Annotated in this window: 24 protein-coding genes; 19 read left to right on the top strand and 5 right to left on the bottom strand. The window is 33.3% G+C overall.

Annotated features, from left to right (window positions below; translation table 11 throughout):
• The first annotated feature begins 65 nt into the window (after window positions 1-65).
• From BUA46_RS03235 to BUA46_RS03215, 5 genes are all read left to right on the top strand, one after another.
• Window positions 66-827 (top strand): exodeoxyribonuclease III, encoded by a 762-nt coding sequence (locus tag BUA46_RS03235; RefSeq protein ID WP_019385994.1) that lies wholly within the window; start codon window positions 66-68, stop codon window positions 825-827.
• A 30-nt stretch (window positions 828-857) separates the two neighbouring features.
• Window positions 858-1,817, top strand: a complete 960-nt coding sequence (locus tag BUA46_RS03230) for an OmpA family protein (RefSeq protein ID WP_019385995.1) — start codon at window positions 858-860, stop codon at window positions 1,815-1,817.
• 233 nt (window positions 1,818-2,050) lie between these two features.
• Window positions 2,051-3,082: an aldo/keto reductase gene (locus BUA46_RS03225; RefSeq protein WP_019385996.1), complete on the top strand. Its 1,032-nt coding sequence runs from the start codon at window positions 2,051-2,053 to the stop codon at window positions 3,080-3,082.
• Between the two features lie 79 nt (window positions 3,083-3,161).
• On the top strand, window positions 3,162-3,746 hold the full coding sequence (locus tag BUA46_RS03220; protein WP_019385997.1) for a Crp/Fnr family transcriptional regulator: 585 nt from the start codon (window positions 3,162-3,164) through the stop codon (window positions 3,744-3,746).
• A gap of 107 nt (window positions 3,747-3,853) precedes the next feature.
• On the top strand, window positions 3,854-4,429 hold the full coding sequence (locus BUA46_RS03215; RefSeq protein WP_019385998.1) for a YceI family protein: 576 nt from the start codon (window positions 3,854-3,856) through the stop codon (window positions 4,427-4,429).
• Between the two features lie 191 nt (window positions 4,430-4,620).
• Here the strand turns inward: BUA46_RS03215 and BUA46_RS03205 are convergent, their stop codons facing one another.
• Window positions 4,621-6,168, bottom strand: a complete 1,548-nt coding sequence (locus BUA46_RS03205; protein WP_019386000.1) for an Rne/Rng family ribonuclease — start codon at window positions 6,166-6,168, stop codon at window positions 4,621-4,623.
• Between the two features lie 405 nt (window positions 6,169-6,573).
• A complete protein-coding gene (locus BUA46_RS03200) occupies window positions 6,574-6,864 on the bottom strand; it encodes an HU family DNA-binding protein (protein ID WP_019386001.1) in 291 nt (96 codons plus the stop codon).
• A gap of 140 nt (window positions 6,865-7,004) precedes the next feature.
• Here BUA46_RS03200 and mutY point away from each other — a divergent pair, with 140 nt between their 5' ends.
• The 4 genes from mutY to gldD all read left to right on the top strand — a co-directional run bounded on the left by mutY (window position 7,005) and on the right by gldD (window position 10,569).
• Complete coding sequence (gene mutY, locus BUA46_RS03195) at window positions 7,005-8,045, top strand: A/G-specific adenine glycosylase (RefSeq protein WP_019386002.1); 1,041 nt, start codon at window positions 7,005-7,007, stop codon at window positions 8,043-8,045.
• Window positions 8,046-8,137: 92 nt separating this feature from the next.
• Window positions 8,138-8,584: a single-stranded DNA-binding protein gene (locus BUA46_RS03190; RefSeq protein ID WP_019386003.1), complete on the top strand. Its 447-nt coding sequence runs from the start codon at window positions 8,138-8,140 to the stop codon at window positions 8,582-8,584.
• Window positions 8,585-8,634: 50 nt separating this feature from the next.
• Window positions 8,635-9,939, top strand: coding sequence for a gliding motility-associated protein GldE (locus tag BUA46_RS03185; protein ID WP_019386004.1), 1,305 nt, complete (start codon window positions 8,635-8,637; stop codon window positions 9,937-9,939).
• A 24-nt stretch (window positions 9,940-9,963) separates the two neighbouring features.
• Complete coding sequence (gldD, locus tag BUA46_RS03180; RefSeq protein WP_019386005.1) at window positions 9,964-10,569, top strand: gliding motility lipoprotein GldD; 606 nt, start codon at window positions 9,964-9,966, stop codon at window positions 10,567-10,569.
• A gap of 50 nt (window positions 10,570-10,619) precedes the next feature.
• Here the strand turns inward: gldD and BUA46_RS03175 are convergent, their stop codons facing one another.
• A complete protein-coding gene (locus BUA46_RS03175) occupies window positions 10,620-11,159 on the bottom strand; it encodes a heavy-metal-associated domain-containing protein (RefSeq protein ID WP_019386006.1) in 540 nt (179 codons plus the stop codon).
• A gap of 243 nt (window positions 11,160-11,402) precedes the next feature.
• Between BUA46_RS03175 and BUA46_RS03170 the strand changes: the two genes are divergently transcribed.
• The 3 genes from BUA46_RS03170 (at window position 11,403) to rpmA (ending at window position 12,952) form a co-directional block, all read left to right on the top strand.
• On the top strand, window positions 11,403-11,846 hold the full coding sequence (locus BUA46_RS03170) for a DUF4199 domain-containing protein (protein WP_019386007.1): 444 nt from the start codon (window positions 11,403-11,405) through the stop codon (window positions 11,844-11,846).
• 88 nt (window positions 11,847-11,934) lie between these two features.
• Window positions 11,935-12,651 (top strand): 50S ribosomal protein L21, encoded by a 717-nt coding sequence (gene rplU, locus BUA46_RS03165; RefSeq protein WP_019386008.1) that lies wholly within the window; start codon window positions 11,935-11,937, stop codon window positions 12,649-12,651.
• Window positions 12,652-12,691: 40 nt separating this feature from the next.
• The gene (gene rpmA, locus BUA46_RS03160) at window positions 12,692-12,952 is read left to right on the top strand and encodes a 50S ribosomal protein L27 (protein WP_019386009.1); all 261 of its coding nucleotides are present in this window, start codon (window positions 12,692-12,694) and stop codon (window positions 12,950-12,952) included.
• Between the two features lie 54 nt (window positions 12,953-13,006).
• Here rpmA and BUA46_RS03155 read toward each other — a convergent pair whose 3' ends face one another.
• Window positions 13,007-13,480, bottom strand: a complete 474-nt coding sequence (locus BUA46_RS03155; RefSeq protein WP_019386010.1) for a hypothetical protein — start codon at window positions 13,478-13,480, stop codon at window positions 13,007-13,009.
• Between the two features lie 97 nt (window positions 13,481-13,577).
• On the opposite strand from BUA46_RS03155, the gene BUA46_RS03150 reads away from it, so the two are divergent.
• A complete protein-coding gene (locus tag BUA46_RS03150; RefSeq protein ID WP_019386011.1) occupies window positions 13,578-13,847 on the top strand; it encodes a hypothetical protein in 270 nt (89 codons plus the stop codon).
• Between the two features lie 200 nt (window positions 13,848-14,047).
• Here BUA46_RS03150 and ahcY read toward each other — a convergent pair whose 3' ends face one another.
• Window positions 14,048-15,364: an adenosylhomocysteinase gene (ahcY, locus tag BUA46_RS03145; protein ID WP_019386012.1), complete on the bottom strand. Its 1,317-nt coding sequence runs from the start codon at window positions 15,362-15,364 to the stop codon at window positions 14,048-14,050.
• 132 nt (window positions 15,365-15,496) lie between these two features.
• Here ahcY and BUA46_RS03140 point away from each other — a divergent pair, with 132 nt between their 5' ends.
• From BUA46_RS03140 to BUA46_RS03115, 6 genes are read left to right on the top strand one after another with little or no spacing between them, the layout of a single operon-like run.
• Complete coding sequence (locus BUA46_RS03140) at window positions 15,497-16,123, top strand: 4'-phosphopantetheinyl transferase family protein (RefSeq protein ID WP_019386013.1); 627 nt, start codon at window positions 15,497-15,499, stop codon at window positions 16,121-16,123.
• Window positions 16,124-16,849, top strand: a complete 726-nt coding sequence (locus tag BUA46_RS03135) for a phosphoglycerol geranylgeranyltransferase (protein ID WP_019386014.1) — start codon at window positions 16,124-16,126, stop codon at window positions 16,847-16,849.
• A 4-nt stretch (window positions 16,850-16,853) separates the two neighbouring features.
• A complete protein-coding gene (locus BUA46_RS03130; protein ID WP_019386015.1) occupies window positions 16,854-17,114 on the top strand; it encodes a thiamine-binding protein in 261 nt (86 codons plus the stop codon).
• Complete coding sequence (gene pnuC, locus BUA46_RS03125; RefSeq protein ID WP_072794728.1) at window positions 17,098-17,730, top strand: nicotinamide riboside transporter PnuC; 633 nt, start codon at window positions 17,098-17,100, stop codon at window positions 17,728-17,730. The genes BUA46_RS03130 and pnuC overlap by 17 nt, the downstream gene beginning before the upstream one ends.
• Window positions 17,691-18,260, top strand: a complete 570-nt coding sequence (locus BUA46_RS03120; protein WP_019386017.1) for an AAA family ATPase — start codon at window positions 17,691-17,693, stop codon at window positions 18,258-18,260. Before pnuC ends, BUA46_RS03120 begins: the two co-directional genes overlap by 40 nt.
• On the top strand, window positions 18,260-19,807 hold the full coding sequence (locus tag BUA46_RS03115; RefSeq protein ID WP_019386018.1) for a DUF4301 family protein: 1,548 nt from the start codon (window positions 18,260-18,262) through the stop codon (window positions 19,805-19,807). The genes BUA46_RS03120 and BUA46_RS03115 overlap by 1 nt, the downstream gene beginning before the upstream one ends.
• Window position 19,808: the final 1 nt, after the last annotated feature.

The raw sequence follows: 19,808 nt of genomic DNA, 5'->3' as shown, positions 1-19,808 counted from the left end.
AAAACAATGTTTTTTTTAAAAGTGAATTGTCTCTTAATAATTAAGGATAACAAAAAAATATAGTAATGAAAATCATATCATACAACGTTAACGGTATTCGTGCAGCCATCAATAAAGGATTTATAGATTGGTTAAAGGCTGCAAATCCAGATGTTATTTGTTTGCAAGAAATAAAAGCCCAAGAAGATCAATTAGATTTAAGTCTTTTTGAAGAAGCTGGGTATCAACACAATTATTGGTTTAGCGCACAAAAAAAAGGCTATAGTGGTGTTGCTATTTTAAGTAAAGCGGAGCCTAAGCATATTGAATTTGGTACAGGTATTGAGTCTATGGATTTTGAAGGCAGAAACTTGCGTGCCGATTTTAATGGATTTTCAGTAATGAGTTTGTATTTGCCGTCTGGAACAAATGATGCACGATTAAGCCATAAGTTGGAGTATATGGATATGTTTCAAGATTATATAAACAATCTTAAAAAAGAAGTGCCTAATCTGGTTATTTGTGGCGATTATAATATTTGTCATGAAGAAATTGATATTCATAACCCAAAAATGAAAGGCGTTTCAGGATTTTTGCCAGAAGAGCGCGAATGGATTGGAAAGTTTATCGACAGCGGTTTTATAGATTCATTTAGATTTTTAAACCCTGAATTACAGCAATATAGCTGGTGGAGTTATCGTGCTAATGCCAGAGCCAATAATAAAGGGTGGCGATTAGATTATGCCATGGTTTCAGAACCATTACAAGAAAACATCAAAAGAGCCGTTATACTCACAGAAGCAGTGCATAGCGACCATTGTCCGATTCTAGTTGAAATTGATAAATAAAGATTAACGAATAAATCAAACCCAAACAAAATGATAAAAAAAAGCGTATTTGCAGTAATTGCATTAGTAGTTTTAGCATCATGTGTTTCACCAAAAGTTTATAAAGAACTTGAAGCAAAGTATGCTGATTTGAAGAAGGAAAATAGAAAATTATCCACAAATAATGAGGCACTTTTAAGTGCTAAAACGGCAGCTGAAAACGAACTAAAGCAATTGCAATCCGCTTATGATGAAGCTGTTGCACAACGAGACAAACTACAGGCCGATTACAATGCAACAAAATCTAACTACGATAATTTAAAAGCCTCTTACGCAGCTTTAGAAAAAAACAGTTCTGCAGCTATTGCAGCGAATTCTCAAAAAAACAGAGAATTGTTAGCTCAACTTGAAGCTAAAGAACAGGCATTAGCAGCCGAAAATGCAAGATTGGAAAAACTTAAAAAAGAATTAGAAAATCGTTCAAACCGTGTGGCAGAGTTAGAACAAGTTATAGCATCAAAAGATGCGGCAATGACCGCGCTTAAAAACGCTATTTCTAGGGCTTTAACCGATTTTGAAGGCAAAGGCTTAACCGTAGAACAACGTGATGGTAAAGTTTACGTTTCTATGGAAAACAAACTACTTTTTAGCTCCGGAAGTTGGGCCGTTGGCGTTGAAGGTACTAGAGCCGTAAAACAACTGGGTAACGTGCTCGGAGACAACCCCGATATAGCCGTTTTAATTGAAGGGCATACAGATAATGTTCCATACAAAGGTAACGGAATTATGACCAGTAATTGGGATTTGTCAACGAAACGCGCCACAGCCATCGTTAATATTTTGAGAGAAAATAAAAACATCAACCCCGAAAACTTAACGGCGGCAGGACGCGGCGAGTTCGCCCCGGTGGCCTCAAATAACTCTCCAGAAGGGAAAGCAAAAAATAGACGTATAGAAGTTATCTTAACACCAAAATTAGACGAGCTTTCTAAGTTGTTAAGCGAAGAGTAGTAAAATTTTGGACGCCTGTTTGCCGGCAGGTAGGTTACCCAAGGGTCGGGCTTTTGGCAGCCTCCCGATATTCATCGGAATCCAACGATGCCGCAATCCCTAACGCACAAAAAAGCCTTTTAAAGCTATTTAGCTTTAAAAGGCTTTTTTGTCTTAACATAGATTTAAGCTTTTCAGTTCAAAAAGCATTTACAGGTTTTTTATCTTAGCAATTCTTAAAAAAAATGCGATAAATGAAATACACAAAAATTCCAAATACAGATATTAAAGTTAGTAAAATATGCCTAGGATCAATGACCTGGGGAAACCAAAACACCGAAGCTGAAGGGCATGTACAACTAGATTACGCTACAGATCAAGGAATCAATTTCATTGATACTGCCGAATTATATCCCGTACCAGCCACAGCCGAAATAAGCGGACGGACAAGCAAAATTATTGGAACTTGGTTAAAAAAATCTGGAAAAAGAGATCAAGTGGTTATCGCTTCAAAAATTGCTGGAAGTGGTGATTATACCGCTCATATTCGAACTACCGGTTTCAGTCCAAACGCTATAAAAGAAGCAATCGATTTGGAGTTAAAAAGACTTCAAACTGATTATATCGATTTATACCAACTCCATTGGCCAGAACGCGATACCAACAGATTTGGTGTTCGAAGTTTTAAACTCGACACTAAATGGGAGGACAATTTCAACGAAATTCTTCACAGCTTGGATAAAGAGATAGTAACAGGACGTATTCGACATATTGGTATATCAAACGAAAATGCTTGGGGAACCATGCGCTACTTGCAGGAATCAAAAAGTCATAGTTTACCAAGGGTTAAAACCATTCAAAACGCCTATTCATTATTAACTCGAACTTTTGAAACCGATTTAGCCGAAGTTGCGCTCAGAGAAAACGTTGGTTTATTAGCCTATTCTCCAATGGCATTCGGGGTGTTATCTGGTAAATATATTACTGGAAACGCAGAAGAAAATGCTAGACTTAAATTGTTTCCTCGGTTTGCGAGATATAGCAGTGAACAAGCAACAGCGGCGGCAAAGCGATACTTAAAGATTGCTGAAGAAAATAATTTGACCTTAGCTCAAATGAGTTTAGCTTTTGTAAACCAGCAACCTTTTGTAACCAGTACGATTATTGGAGCTACTAATTTGGAACAACTTAAAGAAAATATTGGAAGTGTAAATGTAAACTTAAGTGGAGAGTTGTTATCTCAAATAAATACGGTGCATCAGGAATTACCAAATCCAGCACCTTAAATGCGTGTTTGTAAATTAATTGTTTTTAACTCGGAATAGATATTTATAATATCTTTAGTGTGAGTAAAACCTTGAACAAATGAATCATAATCGATTTTTAGAATATATTAAACCATATATAAGCTTAACATCAGAAGAAGAAAAATTTCTAATGACTAAAGTTGTGGTTCGTAATTACCTCAAAAACCAATATATAGTTCAGCAAGGGGATGTTTGTAAAAGCGCAAATTTTATTATTTCTGGTTGCACAAAAACATTTTACATAGATTTAGAAGGTAATGAGCATGTTGTAATGTTTTCGGTTGAAGATTGGTGGGCGTCAGATTTGGGTAGTTTTATTACTCAGGCACCAGCCGATTTTAATGTGCAATGTCTAGAAAACACACAATTAATTCAATTTAGCTATGAAAATCTAGAGGAATTATACGTTCAAATTCCGAAGTTAGAACGCTTGTTTAGAAAAATTATTGAACGCGCGTTCGTAGCTTCACAAAAACGCATAATTAGAAATTTTAGTTTAGATGCTAAAGAGCGCTATTTAATATTTAAAAATACTTACCCTAAAATAGATAAACGAGTGCCTCAATATCTAATTGCTTCTTATTTGGGCATAACCAAAGAGTTTTTTAGTAAAATAAAGAGCCAGTTAGTTCAAAAGGAATAAAAGTTAAACTAGATTAACATAATTTTATATACTAGTTCATTTTTTGATAGTTCTAAATTTCAGAATTTTGTTTCAGAATTTTAAAAACAATTAAATAATACGAAAAAATGAAAAATTTATTTAGAACTATTGCAGTTTTTGTTATGGCATTTATGGCATTTTCTTTTACGACTCTTAACGAAGGTAAGAAAGAAATAAAAATAGAAAACAGTAAGGTTGTTTGGAAAGGCTACAAGGTTACCGGATCTCATGAAGGAACAATTGCCATAAAATCTGGGTTTCTTAATTTTAATGCTGATCAATTAATTGGTGGAGAATTCACTATAGATATGACCACAATAAGCAGTACAGATTTAGAGGGCGAATACAAAGGCAAGTTAGATGGTCATTTAAAATCTGCCGACTTTTTTGGAGTAGAAAATTTTCCAACAGCAAAGTTAGTTCTTACAGAAGTGAAATCTTCAGGTAAAAACTCGTATGAAGTATCGGGAAATATTACAATAAAAAATATAACTGAGCCTGTAAGCTTTGATTTATCGGTTTACGGTAACAAAGCCAATGCTGCGTTAAAAATTGATAGATCTAAATTTGATGTTAGATATGGCTCGTCTAGTTTTTTTGATGGATTAAAAGACAAAGCTATTTACGATGAATTTGATATAGTAGCAGATTTGGAGTTTTAATTATTGTTCTGATTTATAGATTGAATGATAAAGTGCGTTAGGGATAGTAGTGAAAAGCCCGCAGCCCGACGGAGGAGGAGCGAGGACTTGCAACGTATAGCCCGACCCTTTTTGGGTAACGCTCAAATAATTAAAGTAAAACTTTATAAAAATAAAAAACCCGCTAACTTAAAAGTTGCGGGTTTTTTTAATTATTTAATTTGATTACCATCTTTATCGAAAAAATGATATTCTAAATATGTGTAAGCATCTCTTGGTAAAATTTTTACCCATTTTTTGTGTTCTAAAAACCATTTAGAACGCACAGATGGAATACCTTTAGTTAAAAAGGCTGCTATAAAAGGATGTGTGTTTAAAGTCAGCTTTTTATAGTCTTTTTTAATAAGTTTTTCAAGGTCGTGATTTATTTTTTGCACGATTCCTATTGGTGCTTCAACCTCAGAGCCATTAATTATCTCGTCGGGATTTTCCTCTCGAGTTTTAATGTTCATTTCAGGGCGAACACGCTGTCTAGTTATTTGTATCAAACCAAATTTACTTGGTGGCAAAATTTTGTGTTTTGCTCTATCATCCTTCATTTCGTCACGGAGGTGATTAAAGAGTTTTTGCCTGTTTTCAGCATTGGTCATATCTATAAAATCTACCACAATGATGCCACCCATATCGCGTAAGCGCAATTGGCGAGCCATTTCGGTAGCTGCTATTAAATTTACTTCTAATGCTGTATCCTCTTGGTTGTTGGCTTTGTTAGAACGGTTTCCACTGTTTACATCAATAACATGTAGGGCTTCAGTATGTTCAATTACCAAATAAGCTCCTTTTGCCATTGAAACAGTTTTACCAAACGAGGTTTTAATTTGTCTTTCTATCCCGAATTTTTCAAAAATTGGAATTTTAGACTGATACAATTTCACTATAGATTCTTTTTTTGGCGCAATTTCTTGCACGTAATCTTTAATTTGATAGTAAAGCTCTTCATCATCTACAGTAATTCCCGTAAAGGTGTCGTTGAATATGTCTCGTAATATTGATGAGGCTTTATTCATTTCTCCTAATACTTTACTTGGGTGATGCGCTTTGTTTAGCTTTTTACACATTGCCGTCCAACGACTAAGCAAATTTTGTAAGTCTCTATCTAGTTCGGCTACTTTTTTGCCTTGTGCTACGGTACGTACAATAACTCCAAAACCTTGTGGAGTAATACTCTTTACTAATCGTTTTAATCGGTCTTTTTCTTCTTTGTCTTCTATTTTTTGAGAAATAGAAATACGACTAGAAAAAGGAACTAAAACAATATATCTACCGGCAATAGAAAGCTCTGAGCTTATTCTTGGGCCTTTTGTAGAAATAGGTTCTTTTACTATTTGTACTAATAGCGATTGATTAGATTTTAAGGCGTCGGTAATTTTACCGTCTTTCTCAATATCTTTTTCAAATGGGAAATTTTTTAAAGAAAAATCTTTTAGTTTACCTGTGCTTACACGTTTTGTGAATTTTAAAAGTGAAGGCAGTTTTGGCCCTAAATCATGATAATGCAAAAATGCATCTTTCTCATAACCTACATTAACAAATGCAGCATTTAGTCCAGGAACGGCTTTTCTTATTTTGGCTATAAACACATCACCAACAGCAAAGTCGTTACTATCTTCATCTTTCTGTAATTCAATAAGTTTTCCATCTTTTAATAAGGCAAAATCAACATTGTCGGAACTAGATCTAATGATCAATTCTTTATCCATTAAGTTAATTTTTATCCATACACTTTAGTTATAAGTTTGAAAGTAAGAAGATTAGAGTTGAAATTTTATTGAATAACAACTAGCAACTAATACCTAGTAACTATTAACCAAATTATACAGATGGATTATACATTATTTTTTATCACAGGATTTTTAATATCCGTGGAGTTCAAAATACACCAAAAATGGTGCTAAAAAATTATTGAACTCATTTCAAAGAACTTGTTGTTTTTAAAATCAAAAAAAGTAGCTAATCTAACTACTTTTATGATTTATTTTTTCTTTTTGTGACGGTTAGCGCGTCTACGTTTTTTACGTTTATGCGTCGCTACCTTATGTCTTTTACGTTTTTTACCACTTGGCATAAATAGTGTCTTTTTAAATTAATAATTCGATTAATGTTTTTTATTTAACGTCTACATTTGTTTTAACGCCTTCTACAAATACTTTTGCAGGCTTAAATGCAGGGATATTATGAGCAGGAATTTTGATAGTTGTATTCTTAGAAATATTTCTACCTGTTTTTTCAGCTCTTGTTTTAATTATAAAGCTTCCAAAACCTCTAAGGTATACGTTATCACCACTTTCTAATGAAGTTTTTACTTCTTCCATAAATGTTTCAACCGTTGCTTGAACATCTCCTTTTTCTATTCCTAATTTCTCGGAAATTTTTGCTACTAAATCAGCCTTCGTCATTTTAATATATTATTTTTTGTGTTATTATAAATTCTAAAAGGGATGCAAATATAGGAATTAAATATTCAATATTTCAAACCTAATTCACTAAAATTAAATATTATAAAGGTTTATTTTTGTTTCTTCGTTTAAATAGATTCATGATATTCAATAAAACCTTAACACACTGGTATTCAATTAATAAACGAAGTTTGCCTTGGCGCGAAACCAAGAATCCTTATTATATATGGTTATCAGAAATCATTTTACAACAAACACAAGTAAAACAAGGTTTACCATATTATGAAGCTTTTGTTAGTGAATTTCCAACTGTTTTTGATTTGGCTAAAGCCGATGAAAGTGAAGTGCTCAAACTTTGGCAAGGGTTAGGGTATTACTCTAGAGCCAGAAACTTACATACCGCCGCTAATTATGTTGTAGATACTTTAAATGGCCTGTTTCCTGATAATTATAAAGATTTATTAAAGCTTAAAGGTGTTGGTGATTATACGGCAAGTGCCATTGCATCTATATGCTTTAATGAGGAAACGGCAGTGGTAGATGGAAATGTTTACAGAGTATTATCGCGTTATTTTGGGATTGACACACCTATTAATTCAACAAAAGGAGCAAAAGAGTTTAAAGCTTTGGCTCAAGAGCTTATTGATAAAGAACAACCTGCCGAATTCAATCAAGCCATAATGGAGTTTGGAGCAACCCAATGTAAACCCAAAAACCCTGATTGTAAAATCTGCCCATTTCAAGAAAGCTGTATAGCTTTTAATAAAAACCGAATTGAAGCCTTGCCTGTGAAAATTAGAATGGCCAAAGCTCAAATTAAACATTATAATTATTTAGTGTTTTTATCTGAAGATGGAAAAACAGTATTGGAAAAACGAGAAGGTAAGGGGATTTGGCAAAATTTATATCAATTTCCATTAATTGAATCGAAGCATAATTTAAAATCATCTGAGATTAAAGACGTAATTAGTAGGCATAAACTTTTAGAAAACAGAACTTATACCTGGTCAGAATATAATGAAGATGTAATTATTCATAAATTATCACATCAGCATTTACATACTAAATTCTGGGTTATTAATTTGAAGACCCTTCCAAAAGATGCAATTGCAACAAATAAAATTAGAAAGTTTGCGGTTCCAACCTTAATAGGAAATTTTATAGAATCATTTAATTTCTAGAGGTTTAATACCAACAATCATATTTTTTTATTAATTTTAAAAAAATGAAGGGCAATTAGTTACTTTTGCCATCTTATTAAAAACGTAAAAATATGTCGGGTACATTAAATAAAGTAATGCTTATTGGGCATTTAGGCGATGAAGTTAAAATGCATTATTTTGAAGGAGGAGGTTGTGTAGGTCGTTTTCCTTTAGCAACCAATGAAACTTACGTTAGCAAGCAAACTAACGAGCGTATTACAAATACCGAATGGCATAATATTGTAGTAAGAAATAAAGCTGCAGAGATTTGCGAAAAATACTTGAGTAAAGGCGATAAAGTTTATATTGAAGGGCGATTGAAAACCAGAAAATGGACAGATGATAAAGGGAATGACAGGTATTCAACAGAAATTCAATGTAACGATTTTACTTTCTTATCTACAAAAAAGGAAAGTGAAACTAATGCGCCAAACAAACCAGTTGCTAATAAGCCAGAATTTAACGCTCAGTCAAGTACTGAACCCATTGGAGAAGATAATGATGATTTACCTTTCTAGATTTTGCCCTATAGCTTACAATAGTCTATGTTTAATTAAACCTGTAGTAATTGGATCCTGACCCCGCGAGTATTATACTTATTATAGAAGCAATTGATTTTTCGGTTGTTTTTAGTTTTGCATTATTAGTTTTGCTTTTAGTTTGTTCAGCGCTTATTTCGGGTGCCGAAGTCGCACTTTTTTCACTTGTTAGAAGTGACGTCGAAACCGATTTAGAAAAAAAATCTAAACGCATTGAAATTATTTTGCAGCTCTTAGAGCGTCCTAAAAAATTATTGGCTACAATATTAGTGGCAAATAACTTCATTAATATAGCCATAGTCATACTGTTTGCTTTTTTAGGCGATTTAATGTTTGGAAGCCTAAAAAACCCTCAAATAAAATTTGTAGTTGAAGTTGTAGTTGTTACGTTCTTAATTTTGTTGTTTGGCGAAATCTTGCCTAAAATTTATGCAAGCAGAAACAATTTAAAATTCGCTACGTTTATGGCATATCCTCTGAAGGTCCTGGATGTGTTTCTGTCTCCAATAAGCTTGCCTATGCGAGGTGTTACCATTGGAATTCATAATAAACTAGGTAAACAAAAATCTAATTTGAGTGTAGATCAATTGTCTCAAGCTTTAGAACTTACAAGTGAAGATGATACAACTAAAGAAGAGCACAAAATTTTACAAGGTATTGTATCGTTTGGAAACACCGATACCAAGCAAGTTATGCGCCCTCGTATTGATATTTTTGCTTTAAATGTAGAACAGAAATATCTTGAAATAATGCCTGTAATTATTGAGAATGGTTATTCAAGAATACCTGTATATCGGGAAAATATTGACACTATTGAGGGTATACTTTATGTAAAAGATTTGTTGCCTTTTATCGATAGAAAACAGTTTGATTGGACAACCTTACTACGCGAACCGTTTTTCGTTCCAGAAAATAAAAAGTTAGACGATTTAATGTCTGAATTTCAAGAGAAGAAAGTGCATTTAGCAGTTGTGGTAGATGAGTATGGAGGAACTTCAGGGTTAATTTCTTTAGAAGATATCATCGAAGAAATTGTAGGTGATATAAGTGATGAATTTGATGATGAAGATTTAACTTATTCTAAATTAGACGAGAACAATTATGTATTTGAAGGTAAAACGGCTTTAAAAGACTTTTACAAAATTATTAAGATTGAAGACGATACTGTTTTTGAAGATTCTAAAGGTGAAGCTGAGACCGTAGCAGGTTTTGTGCTAGAAATATCAGGAAGTTTTCCAAAACTTAATAGTAAAATAAAATTTAAAAATTACGTTTTTACTATTGAAGCTATGGATAAAAAACGAATTAAGCTTGTTAAATTTACCATTACCTAATTCATTTTATAAGAAGAAAAACACATGCAATTAATAACAAATAACATTAAATTATATACAGTTTTTTCATTGTTTGGTGTTATTATGTTTTGGTCTTGTGGTGAAGATTATGTGCCTAAACCAAAAGCACAATTGCGACTGGAATACCCTAATGCAAAATATGTTGATGCAGATTTAAAATTGCCTTTTACTTTCGATAAAAACCTGTTAGCCAAAAATATCATCTTAAAAGAACTTGAAGCACCCACAGAGAGTTACGGTGTGAATTTAGAGTACCCAGCATTAAAAGGCACTATATTTTTAACCTACAAGGCTATTAACAAGGACGAAAAGAACCTAAGGGATTTTTTAAGAGATGCACAAAAATTTACTTTAGAGCATACTAAGAAAGCGGATGAAATTCCAGCCTACCCTTATGAAAATAAAGAAAGAAAGGTGTATGGAATGTTATCCGAAGTTAAAGGGAATGTAGCTTCTCCTGCTCAATTTTACGTTACTGATAGCATAAATCATTTTTTAACAGGTTCGTTATATTTTTATGCCAAACCAAATTACGATTCTATTTTACCCGCCGCCAATTATTTGCAAAAGGATATTAAACGTATTATGGAAACAGTAACATGGAAATAAAAAAAGCCGCTAAATTTTAGCAGCTTATTTTATAGTAATGTAAAAAAATTTTAGGCCTCTTTTTTAGCGCAACAAGCTTTTTCACAGTCTTCTTTACAAGCCATTTTACTATCTTTTTTACAGCACGCTTTTGCGCAATCTGGTTTGCATTCTTTTTTGTCTTTGTTTGCACAACAAGCTTCCTTACAATCTGCCGAACATGTTTTTTCTTTCGAAAAATTTTCAACAGTTTTCATTTCACTTACTTTATAAGTCTCCGAAACTTTAGTAACGGCTTCTTCTAACGAAGTTGGAGTCACTTTGGCTTCATTGTATTCAACCATAGCTAACTTTTTATCAAAATCTACAGTTGCAGATTTCACACCGTCCATTTTTGAAATTTTCTTTTGTATTGTAGCGGCACATCCTATTTGGCAAGTCATACCATCAATAGTAAACTCTGCTTTTGCGTATGTTGCATTTGGGTCTAATTCTTTTACTTCCTCGGTTTCAACTTCCACCGTTTTAACTTCAGGGCTCTTTTCATTTTTACAACTAAATGCGAAAGCAGCAATAATTGTAAGGATGAAAAATTGTTTTATTGTTTTCATTCAAATATGATTTAAAAGGTTTATCACAAAACTAGTAAATAATGGGGTTTATTGTTTAAAAAATCTAAGTTTTATGATTCTAAGAAATGCTTTAATTAAAATAAGTGGATTTTACAGAATTTACTGGGATAATTAGACGGGTTTTACTTGATATTAAGGATTTACGAATCAACTTTTTTCAGAACTAAATTATTTTTATTCAAGATTTTTCACGAAATTTAAGAGAAATAATATCAACCTTCTATGAAAAACTTATCACTTCCCATTCGTTTCGGCTTAGTAACAAGCGCTGTGTTAATCGCTTATTTTTTAGTGTTGTCTTTAGTAAATATGCATACAAATCCGGCATTTAGTTTTGTAAATGCTCTAATTACGGGTTTTGGCATTTATGAAGCTACGCGCTTAAGCAAACTTGAAAACCCTGCTAATTTTTCTTATAGCGAAGGTTTTAAAACGGGACTTATTACAGGATTTGTGGCAACTATCGTTTTTACGGCTTTCTTTCTAGTTTATGCGACCGAAATTAACGGTGGGTTTTTACCTGAACTGCTTCAGAAAATAAAGGGAGGATTTAATGCTCATATTGGTATTGTAACCTTCGTGGTTGCTATAATGGGGTTTGCTACAACAGTGGTTTCTTCGCTAACTGTAATGCAACTTTTTAAAAAGAGCAGAAATATTACCTAAAATTAAAGGATAACGTTTGTAGATTAATTATTTAGCAGTATATTTGCACTCATTTTTGAACAAAATTAATTAATAAAAACGTTACGCTATGTACGCAATTGTAGAGATAGCAGGGCATCAATTTAAAGTTGAAAAAGACCAAAAAGTTTTTGTTAACCGTTTAGCAACAGAAGAAGGTAAGAAAGTTTCTTTCGATAACGTACTTCTTTTAGCAGATGGTGACAATGTAACTGTAGGCGCCCCAGCTATAGACGGAGCACAAGTAAGTGCAAAAGTCCTTAAACACCTTAAAGGTGATAAAGTAATAGTTTTCAAAAAGAAAAGAAGAAAAGGTTACCGTGTAAAAAACGGACACAGACAATCTTTATCTGAAATCGTTATTGAAAGCATTGTAGCTTCTGGAGCTAAGAAAGCTGCTCCAAAAAAGGAAACTAAAAAAGCAGAACCAAAAGTAGAAGCGAAAGCTGCTGCACCGAAAGCTAAAAATGCAGAACCAAAGACTGAAGCTCCAAAGGCTGAAAAGGCTGCGCCTAAGGCTGCTGCTAAAAAAGCAACTGGAAAAGCTGATGATTTGAAGAAGGTTGAAGGTATTGGTCCTAAAATCGCATCTACGTTAGTAGAAGCAGGAATTTCAACTTTTGCTGAATTAGCAAAAACTGATGCTGCTAAAATATCTGAGATCATCGCAGGAGTTCGTGGAAACCACGTAACTGATACTTGGCCAGCACAAGCTAAATTAGCTGCTGAAGGTAAATGGGATGAGCTTAAAAAATGGCAAGACGAATTAGATGGTGGTAAAGCTTAATTGCTTACTGCTAAGTTTAACAATATAAAAACTTAAGACAATGGCTCATAAAAAAGGAGTAGGTAGTTCTAAGAATGGTAGAGAATCAGAATCGAAACGTTTAGGCGTAAAGATTTTTGGTGGACAAGCTGCTATTGCTGGAAACATTATCATAAGACAACGTGGTAACACGCATCACCCAGGTGAAAACGTATACCAAGGAAAAGACCATACTTTACATGCTAAAGTTGATGGTGTTGTAAAATTTACTAAGAAAAAAGATAACAAGTCTTACGTTTCTATCGAGCCTTTTGAGGCTTAAGAAGCATTTCTTAACAGATTAAAAAAAGCTCTTTCTATTACAGAAGGAGCTTTTTTATTTTTTTAATATATCCTTTACTATTTTTAAATGATGATTGGTATGGACTTCTAAAAAGCGAAGGGTTTTCTTTTTAGACAGTTTTCCAAAAATGAAATGCTTAAAGTAGGCTTTTTCAGGAAGCGATTTTAACTTACCAACATGTATTCTAGCCGTTTCTAGTTGTTTTAATAAATCCTCAGAGGTAACAGTTTCTGGTGGTAAAACATGTTTAGGCGCTTTTACTTTACCTCTTGGGAAGTAGCCTGAAGTTAGTAATATAGTGCGCCAATAATTAAATTTATACTTGTAATCTTCTGGGTTGGAGTTTGCTGTCCATTCGCTTACGGCATTAAAAACTTTTAAGGCATGGTCTAGTTGCCAACCAACAGTTGCATTTGAAACAGACGGATTTTTAACTTCTTTTTGCGGAATATTCGCCTCGATTTTTGATAGTAATTGAGATAGTATTTCTGCGCGATGATTACTCATAGTATAAATTATTTTTAAAAGATATCATTAAATTTCTTAACTTTAAAGTATTGCGTTTGCAATTTAGATAATAGTTTAACTTGAAAATTTTTTGATTATGCTGCCTTTTAGATCTGAAATCAGGAATTCCCCAACGCAACCTACTATTAAGATTTTTTTGAGTGATGAATCTTTGGATGAAAGAATTAAAAAACACTTAGAACATTTTAAAGAAATAGAAGACATTGAGATTTGTGATAGTATTGCACAGAATAGAGCTTGTGAAAGTATTACGATATATCTGAAAGATGATGTTGATATTAATAAAATGAAACAATCTATTGACTCGAGCCTTTGGTGGTATTTTGAAGAGGATTTGGTAGATTAATTTTACCTTGAATTTTGCGTTAGGGATTGCAGTGGAAAGCCCACAGGGAGGTACGACCGAGGACTTGCAGCGTAAAGCCCGACCCTTGTGGTAACGCCCAACTTCTCGATACAATTCTTCATGCTTCAGAATTACTCGAAGTGACAAAAAAATCCCAAACATTGCTGCTTGGGATTTATATAAAATTCTAAAATTCTTTTTTAGTACCTGTAATGCTCTGGTTTGTAAGGACCATCTACAGTTACACCAATGTAAGAAGCTTGGTCTGGTTTTAGCTCTGTAAGCTCTACACCAATTTTTTCTAAGTGTAATTTTGCTACTTTCTCATCGAGGTGTTTTGGTAACATGTACACGTCGTTTTTGTAGGCATCGGCGTTGTTCCATAGCTCGATTTGCGCTAAAGTTTGGTTAGTAAACGAATTACTCATCACAAAACTTGGGTGGCCAGTGGCGCAACCTAAATTTACCAAACGACCTTCTGCTAGTATAATAATATCTTTACCGTCAATAGTGTATTTATCTACTTGAGGTTTTATTGTGTTTTTGGTGTTTCCGTAGTTTTCGTTTAACCATGCCATTTGTATTTCGTTATCGAAATGCCCAATGTTACAAACAATTGTTTTGTCTTTCATGGCTTTAAAATGCTCTGCACGAACGATATCTTTGTTACCTGTAGTAGTAATTACGATATCTGAATTGGCTACAACAGTTTCAAGTTTTTTAACTTCAAAACCGTCCATTGCAGCTTGAAGCGCACAAATAGGATCGATTTCGGTTACTGTAACGATGCTTCCTGCACCTTTAAAAGATGCTGCAGTACCTTTACCAACATCACCATATCCACAAACAGTTACACGTTTTCCAGCTAACATAATATCTGTTGCACGACGAATAGCATCTACTGCAGATTCTTTACAACCGTATTTATTATCGAATTTAGATTTAGTTACTGAATCGTTAACGTTTATGGCAGGCATTGGTAAAGTTCCGTTTTTTACACGTTCGTATAAACGGTGAACACCTGTAGTAGTTTCTTCTGATAAGCCTCTAATTCCTGGAGCAAGCTCAGGGTATTTATCTAAAACCATATTGGTTAAATCGCCACCATCATCAAGAATCATGTTTAGTGGTTTTCTGTCTTCTCCAAAAAATAAGGTTTGCTCAATACACCAGTCAAATTCTTCTTCGGTCATGTCTTTCCAAGCGTAAACCGAAGTTCCTGCAGCAGCAATGGCAGCAGCAGCTTGGTCTTGAGTTGAGAAAATATTACAAGAACTCCAAGTTACTTCTGCACCTAGGGCTTGTAAGGTTTCAATTAATACTGCGGTTTGAATAGTCATGTGTAAACAACCTGCAATACGGGCACCTTTTAAAGGTTGCTCGTTTTTATATTCTTCACGAAGACTCATTAAACCAGGCATTTCAGCTTCAGCTAATTCGATTTCTTTTCGTCCCCAATCGGCTAAAGAAATGTCTTTTACTTTACTGGCTACATAAGGAATTGTTTTTGTGCTCATTGTAATTTTTCTTTTATTTTTTAATTGCTAAGCTTCATTGTATGTAGAACTTAAAATACTTAAATTCGCTATTATAATTAATACCAATTGCTTAGAGTTTGCAAAGATAACTATTAACTTTTAGAATATTAAATGCCACTTTATAAAACCATAGTGCCAAATTCACAAACTACTGTTAAAATTTGGAAAATTAACGAGTCTTACGACGATTTGATAAAGGATATTACTTTAAAACCTAATTCGTTAGAGCGTGTTTTAGGCATGAAAAGTGAGCTCCACCAACGTGGTTTTTTAAGTGTTAGACATTTATTGGCAGAGTTTGGTTACGAAGATGCCGATTTGTTTTATGATGAGAATGGCAAACCGCATTTAAAAGACGGAAAGAAGATATCAATTACACACTCTTTTAATTTTTCGGCAGTTATTGTTAGCGATCTAATTATTGGGATTGACATTGAAAAACAACGTAATAAGATTAGTATTATCGCTCACAAATTTATTGATTATGAATTTGATTATTTAAATGAATCCGAATCGTATTACATTAACAAACTCACTATTATTTGGTGTGTAAAAGAATCACTATACAAATTGTTTTGTACACCAGGGTTAAGTTTTAAGCAGCATTGTTTGGTTATTCCGTTTGCTATGGAAGATGATGACACTATTGCTTGGATAGATTATGAAGAAAAAAAGTACCGCTATAATATTAATTTTCTAGAGTTTGAAGGCTTTACTTGTGCTTATGCGATTGCTTAAATGAATTCAATTTATCAAAACATAAATAAATCAATTACTAATAGTGAAAAGCTATTGGCGGTTTTAATAGATCCGGATAAATTTTTACTTGAAAACACCAACCGTTTCGTTCAAAATATAAACAAATCTATAGCTACACATATTTTTGTAGGTGGCAGTGCTGTTGAAGAAACGGCAACCGAACGATTGGTTATTGAAATTAAGAAACATACTCATTTACCAATAGTTTTATTTCCTGGAGATGTTACTCAGATCACAGATAAGGCTGATGCCATTTTGTTTTTATCCTTACTATCTGGCAGAAATGCTGATTATTTAGTTGGTAAACATGTTGAAGCCGTTTCTAAACTAAGAAAAACGAGTTTAGAGGTGATTTCTACGGGTTATATTTTAGTTGAAAATGGCAAAGTAACCGCTATTGAAAAAGTAACCGCTACAAAGCCAATGCCCAGAGAAAATATTGAAAACATAAAGGATACAGCAAAAGCAGGACAATTATTAGGCGCAAAGCTTATATATTTGGAAGCTGGAAGTGGTGCTATAAACCCACTAACTGAGGATATAATAAGCCAAGTAAAAAAGGATTTAGATATTCCGTTAATAGTAGGCGGAGGCATAAGAAATAAATCAGATTTGCATAAGGCATACCATGCAGGAGCAGATTTAGTAGTCATTGGTACTGCGTTTGAGCAAGATGAATTGTTTTTTGAAGAATTGAAAAAATAAATAAATGAAAATATCAGTAGAATTAACACTTACGCCATTGCATGATGATTACGAACCAGCAATCATACATTTTATAAAAAAGTTGCGAGCATCAAATTTAAAAGTACTTGAAAATCCTTTAAGTACTCAGGTTTATGGTGATTATGATGAAGTGATGACCCTATTGACAACCGAAATAAAAGAAGCTTTCGAACTTATTGAACGCGGACTTTTGTACATGAAAATTGTAAAATCAGACAGACACGATTATGAACCCCATTTTTGAGTTTTTCTTTGGGCAATATTCAGGTTATGAAACAACAGATATTGTACTTGAAATAGTTGCCGTTTTTTTTGGGTTTCTATCCGTTTGGTTTTCTAAACAAAACAATGTTTTAGTATTCCCTACAGGCATGATAAGTACTATAATTTTTGTGTATTTATTGCTTAAATGGGAGTTATTAGGCGATATGATGATAAATGGGTATTACTTCATTATGAGTGTTTACGGCTGGTACATTTGGACCAGAAAAGTTGATGAGGAGCACGTAACGCCTATTTCAAAAACGTCGTTCAACGAAAAGAAAACAAGTTTAGCCATATTTTTAGGCACATTAGTATTTGTATTTTTAGTTTACAATGTATTTGATAAGTGGACCAGCTGGGTTGCTTATATAGATACCATAACTACGGCCATATTTTTTGTAGGAATGTGGTTAATGGCAAGAAGAAAACTAGAGAATTGGATTTTCTGGATTATTGGAGATGTCATATCAGTACCTTTATATTTTTATAAAGGATTTACATTTACAAGCTTACAATATTTAGGATTTACAGTCATTGCCATTTTTGGATATATTGCATGGAAGAAAAGTATAAACAACAACCTGCAAACTGCATAAAAGTAGTTTTATTTGGGCCCGAATCAACCGGAAAAACAACATTATCTCGTCAGTTGGCAAGATATTATAATTCGGTTTGGGTGCCTGAATATGCACGCGAATATCTGCAAGATAAATGGAATAATGAGCGCAAAACTTGCGAACCACAAGATTTGTTACCAATAGCTGAAGGGCAAATGAAATTAGAAAATGAACTGGCTCAAAAAACCAATTCTGTTTTAATATGTGATACAGATTTGTTGGAAACCAAAGTGTACTCTGAAACTTATTATTTAGGTTCCTGTGATCTGATTCTTGAAAAATATGCACTAGAAAATTCGTACGATTTGTATTTTTTAACTTATATTGATACGCCTTGGGAAGCTGATGATTTAAGAGATAAGCCAGAAAACAGAAAAGAGATGTTTGATGCTTTTCAAGATGCCCTTATAAAATACAAAAAACCATATGTGCTCCTTAGAGGAGATAAAAAAACACGTTTAGAAACGGCAGTAAAATATATTGACAAACTATTAAACCCCAAAGTATAATGTTTTCAGATAAAGATATTGAACAAATTAAAAGTAAAGGTATAACTCTTGAAGAAGTAAACGATCAAGTTTCTCGATTAAAAGATGGTATGTCTTATTCGAAATTAGTGGCTGCTGCTACTATTGATAAAGGAATTGAACGTTATGATGATGCTGAAATAAAGGGGTTTATAGAATTTTATGAGGCTAAGCAAAAGGAATTAAACATCGTAAAGTTTGTTCCGGCATCTGGTGCTGCTACTCGTATGTTCAAGTTTTTGTTTCAATTTCTTAAAAATTTCAATCCAGCTAAAGAAAGCTTAAAAAGTTATGCGGAACGTAATAATGATGAGTTAATAGTAACTTTTGTTGAGAATTTTAAGAAGTTTCCGTTTTATAATGAAGTGATCACGAGAGCAAAGAAGGTAAGTTCTGGTTATGAAAAACTATCCGAAGACGAAAAATATTTGCAGTTAGTAAAATCTATGCTTGATGCAGATTTACTTAATTATAGCTTTCTCCCAAAAGGATTGCTGCCATTTCATAAATATGGAAATACAGTTAAAACCGCTTTTGAAGAACATCTTTTTGAATCTACGTTGTACGCATCGTCTCAAGGGAAATCGAATTTGCATTTTACCGTGTCAGAAAAGCATCATTTATATTTTAAAAATGAATTTAGTAGAGTTAAAGCAGATTTAGAAAAAGAGACGAATACGTCCTTTAATATATCATTTTCATATCAAAAAGAAGCTACCGAAACTATTGCGCTTACCTTAAAGGATGAGGTGTTTAGAAAGCCTGATGGTTCAATTTTGTTCAGACCAGCAGGTCATGGTGCTCTCCTAGAGAATTTAAATGACCTAGACTACGATATAATTTTTATAAAAAACATAGATAATATTGTAGTTGCTGAAAAAAATATTGAAGTTTCAAACTATAAAAAATTGCTAGCAGGCGTTTTATTAGAGGCTCAAGAAAAAGTATTTCATTATCTAAATAAACTCGATGCAGGAAATTTAGAAGATGCCGATTTAAAAGTCATGGCTTTGTTTTTACGATACAGGTTAAATGTGCCGATAAATTCTGAGTTTGAAGAAATGACACATGATGAGAAAGTAACTTTTTTAAGACAAAGTTTCAACAAGCCCATTCGTGTTTGCGGCATGGTAAAAAATCAAGGTGAACCGGGAGGAGGTCCATTTTGGGTTATGGCTGAAGATGGTAAAATATCTTTGCAAATAGTTGAATTTGCTCAAATTAACTTCGGAAAAAAGAACCAACAGGGTATTGTTTATAAAGCCACACATTTTAATCCTACAGATTTAGTTTGCGGTGTTAAAAATTACAAGGGAGAAAAATTCGATTTAATGGATTTTGTAGACCATGAAGCTGCTTTTATTACAACAAAAACCCAGAATGGGGTTGATATAAATGCTTTAGAATTACCAGGATTATGGAATGGGAGTATGGCGTATTGGAATTCGATTTTTGTTGAAGTACCTTTGGAGACATTTAATCCGGTAAAGACAGTAAACGATTTATTAAAACCAGTACATCAAGCGTAAT

Origin of the sequence: Algibacter luteus (assembly GCF_900141715.1) — a bacterium.
In the GTDB taxonomy this organism is placed as follows: domain Bacteria; phylum Bacteroidota; class Bacteroidia; order Flavobacteriales; family Flavobacteriaceae; genus Arenitalea; species Arenitalea lutea.
This window is presented reverse-complemented; position numbering and strand designations above follow the sequence as displayed.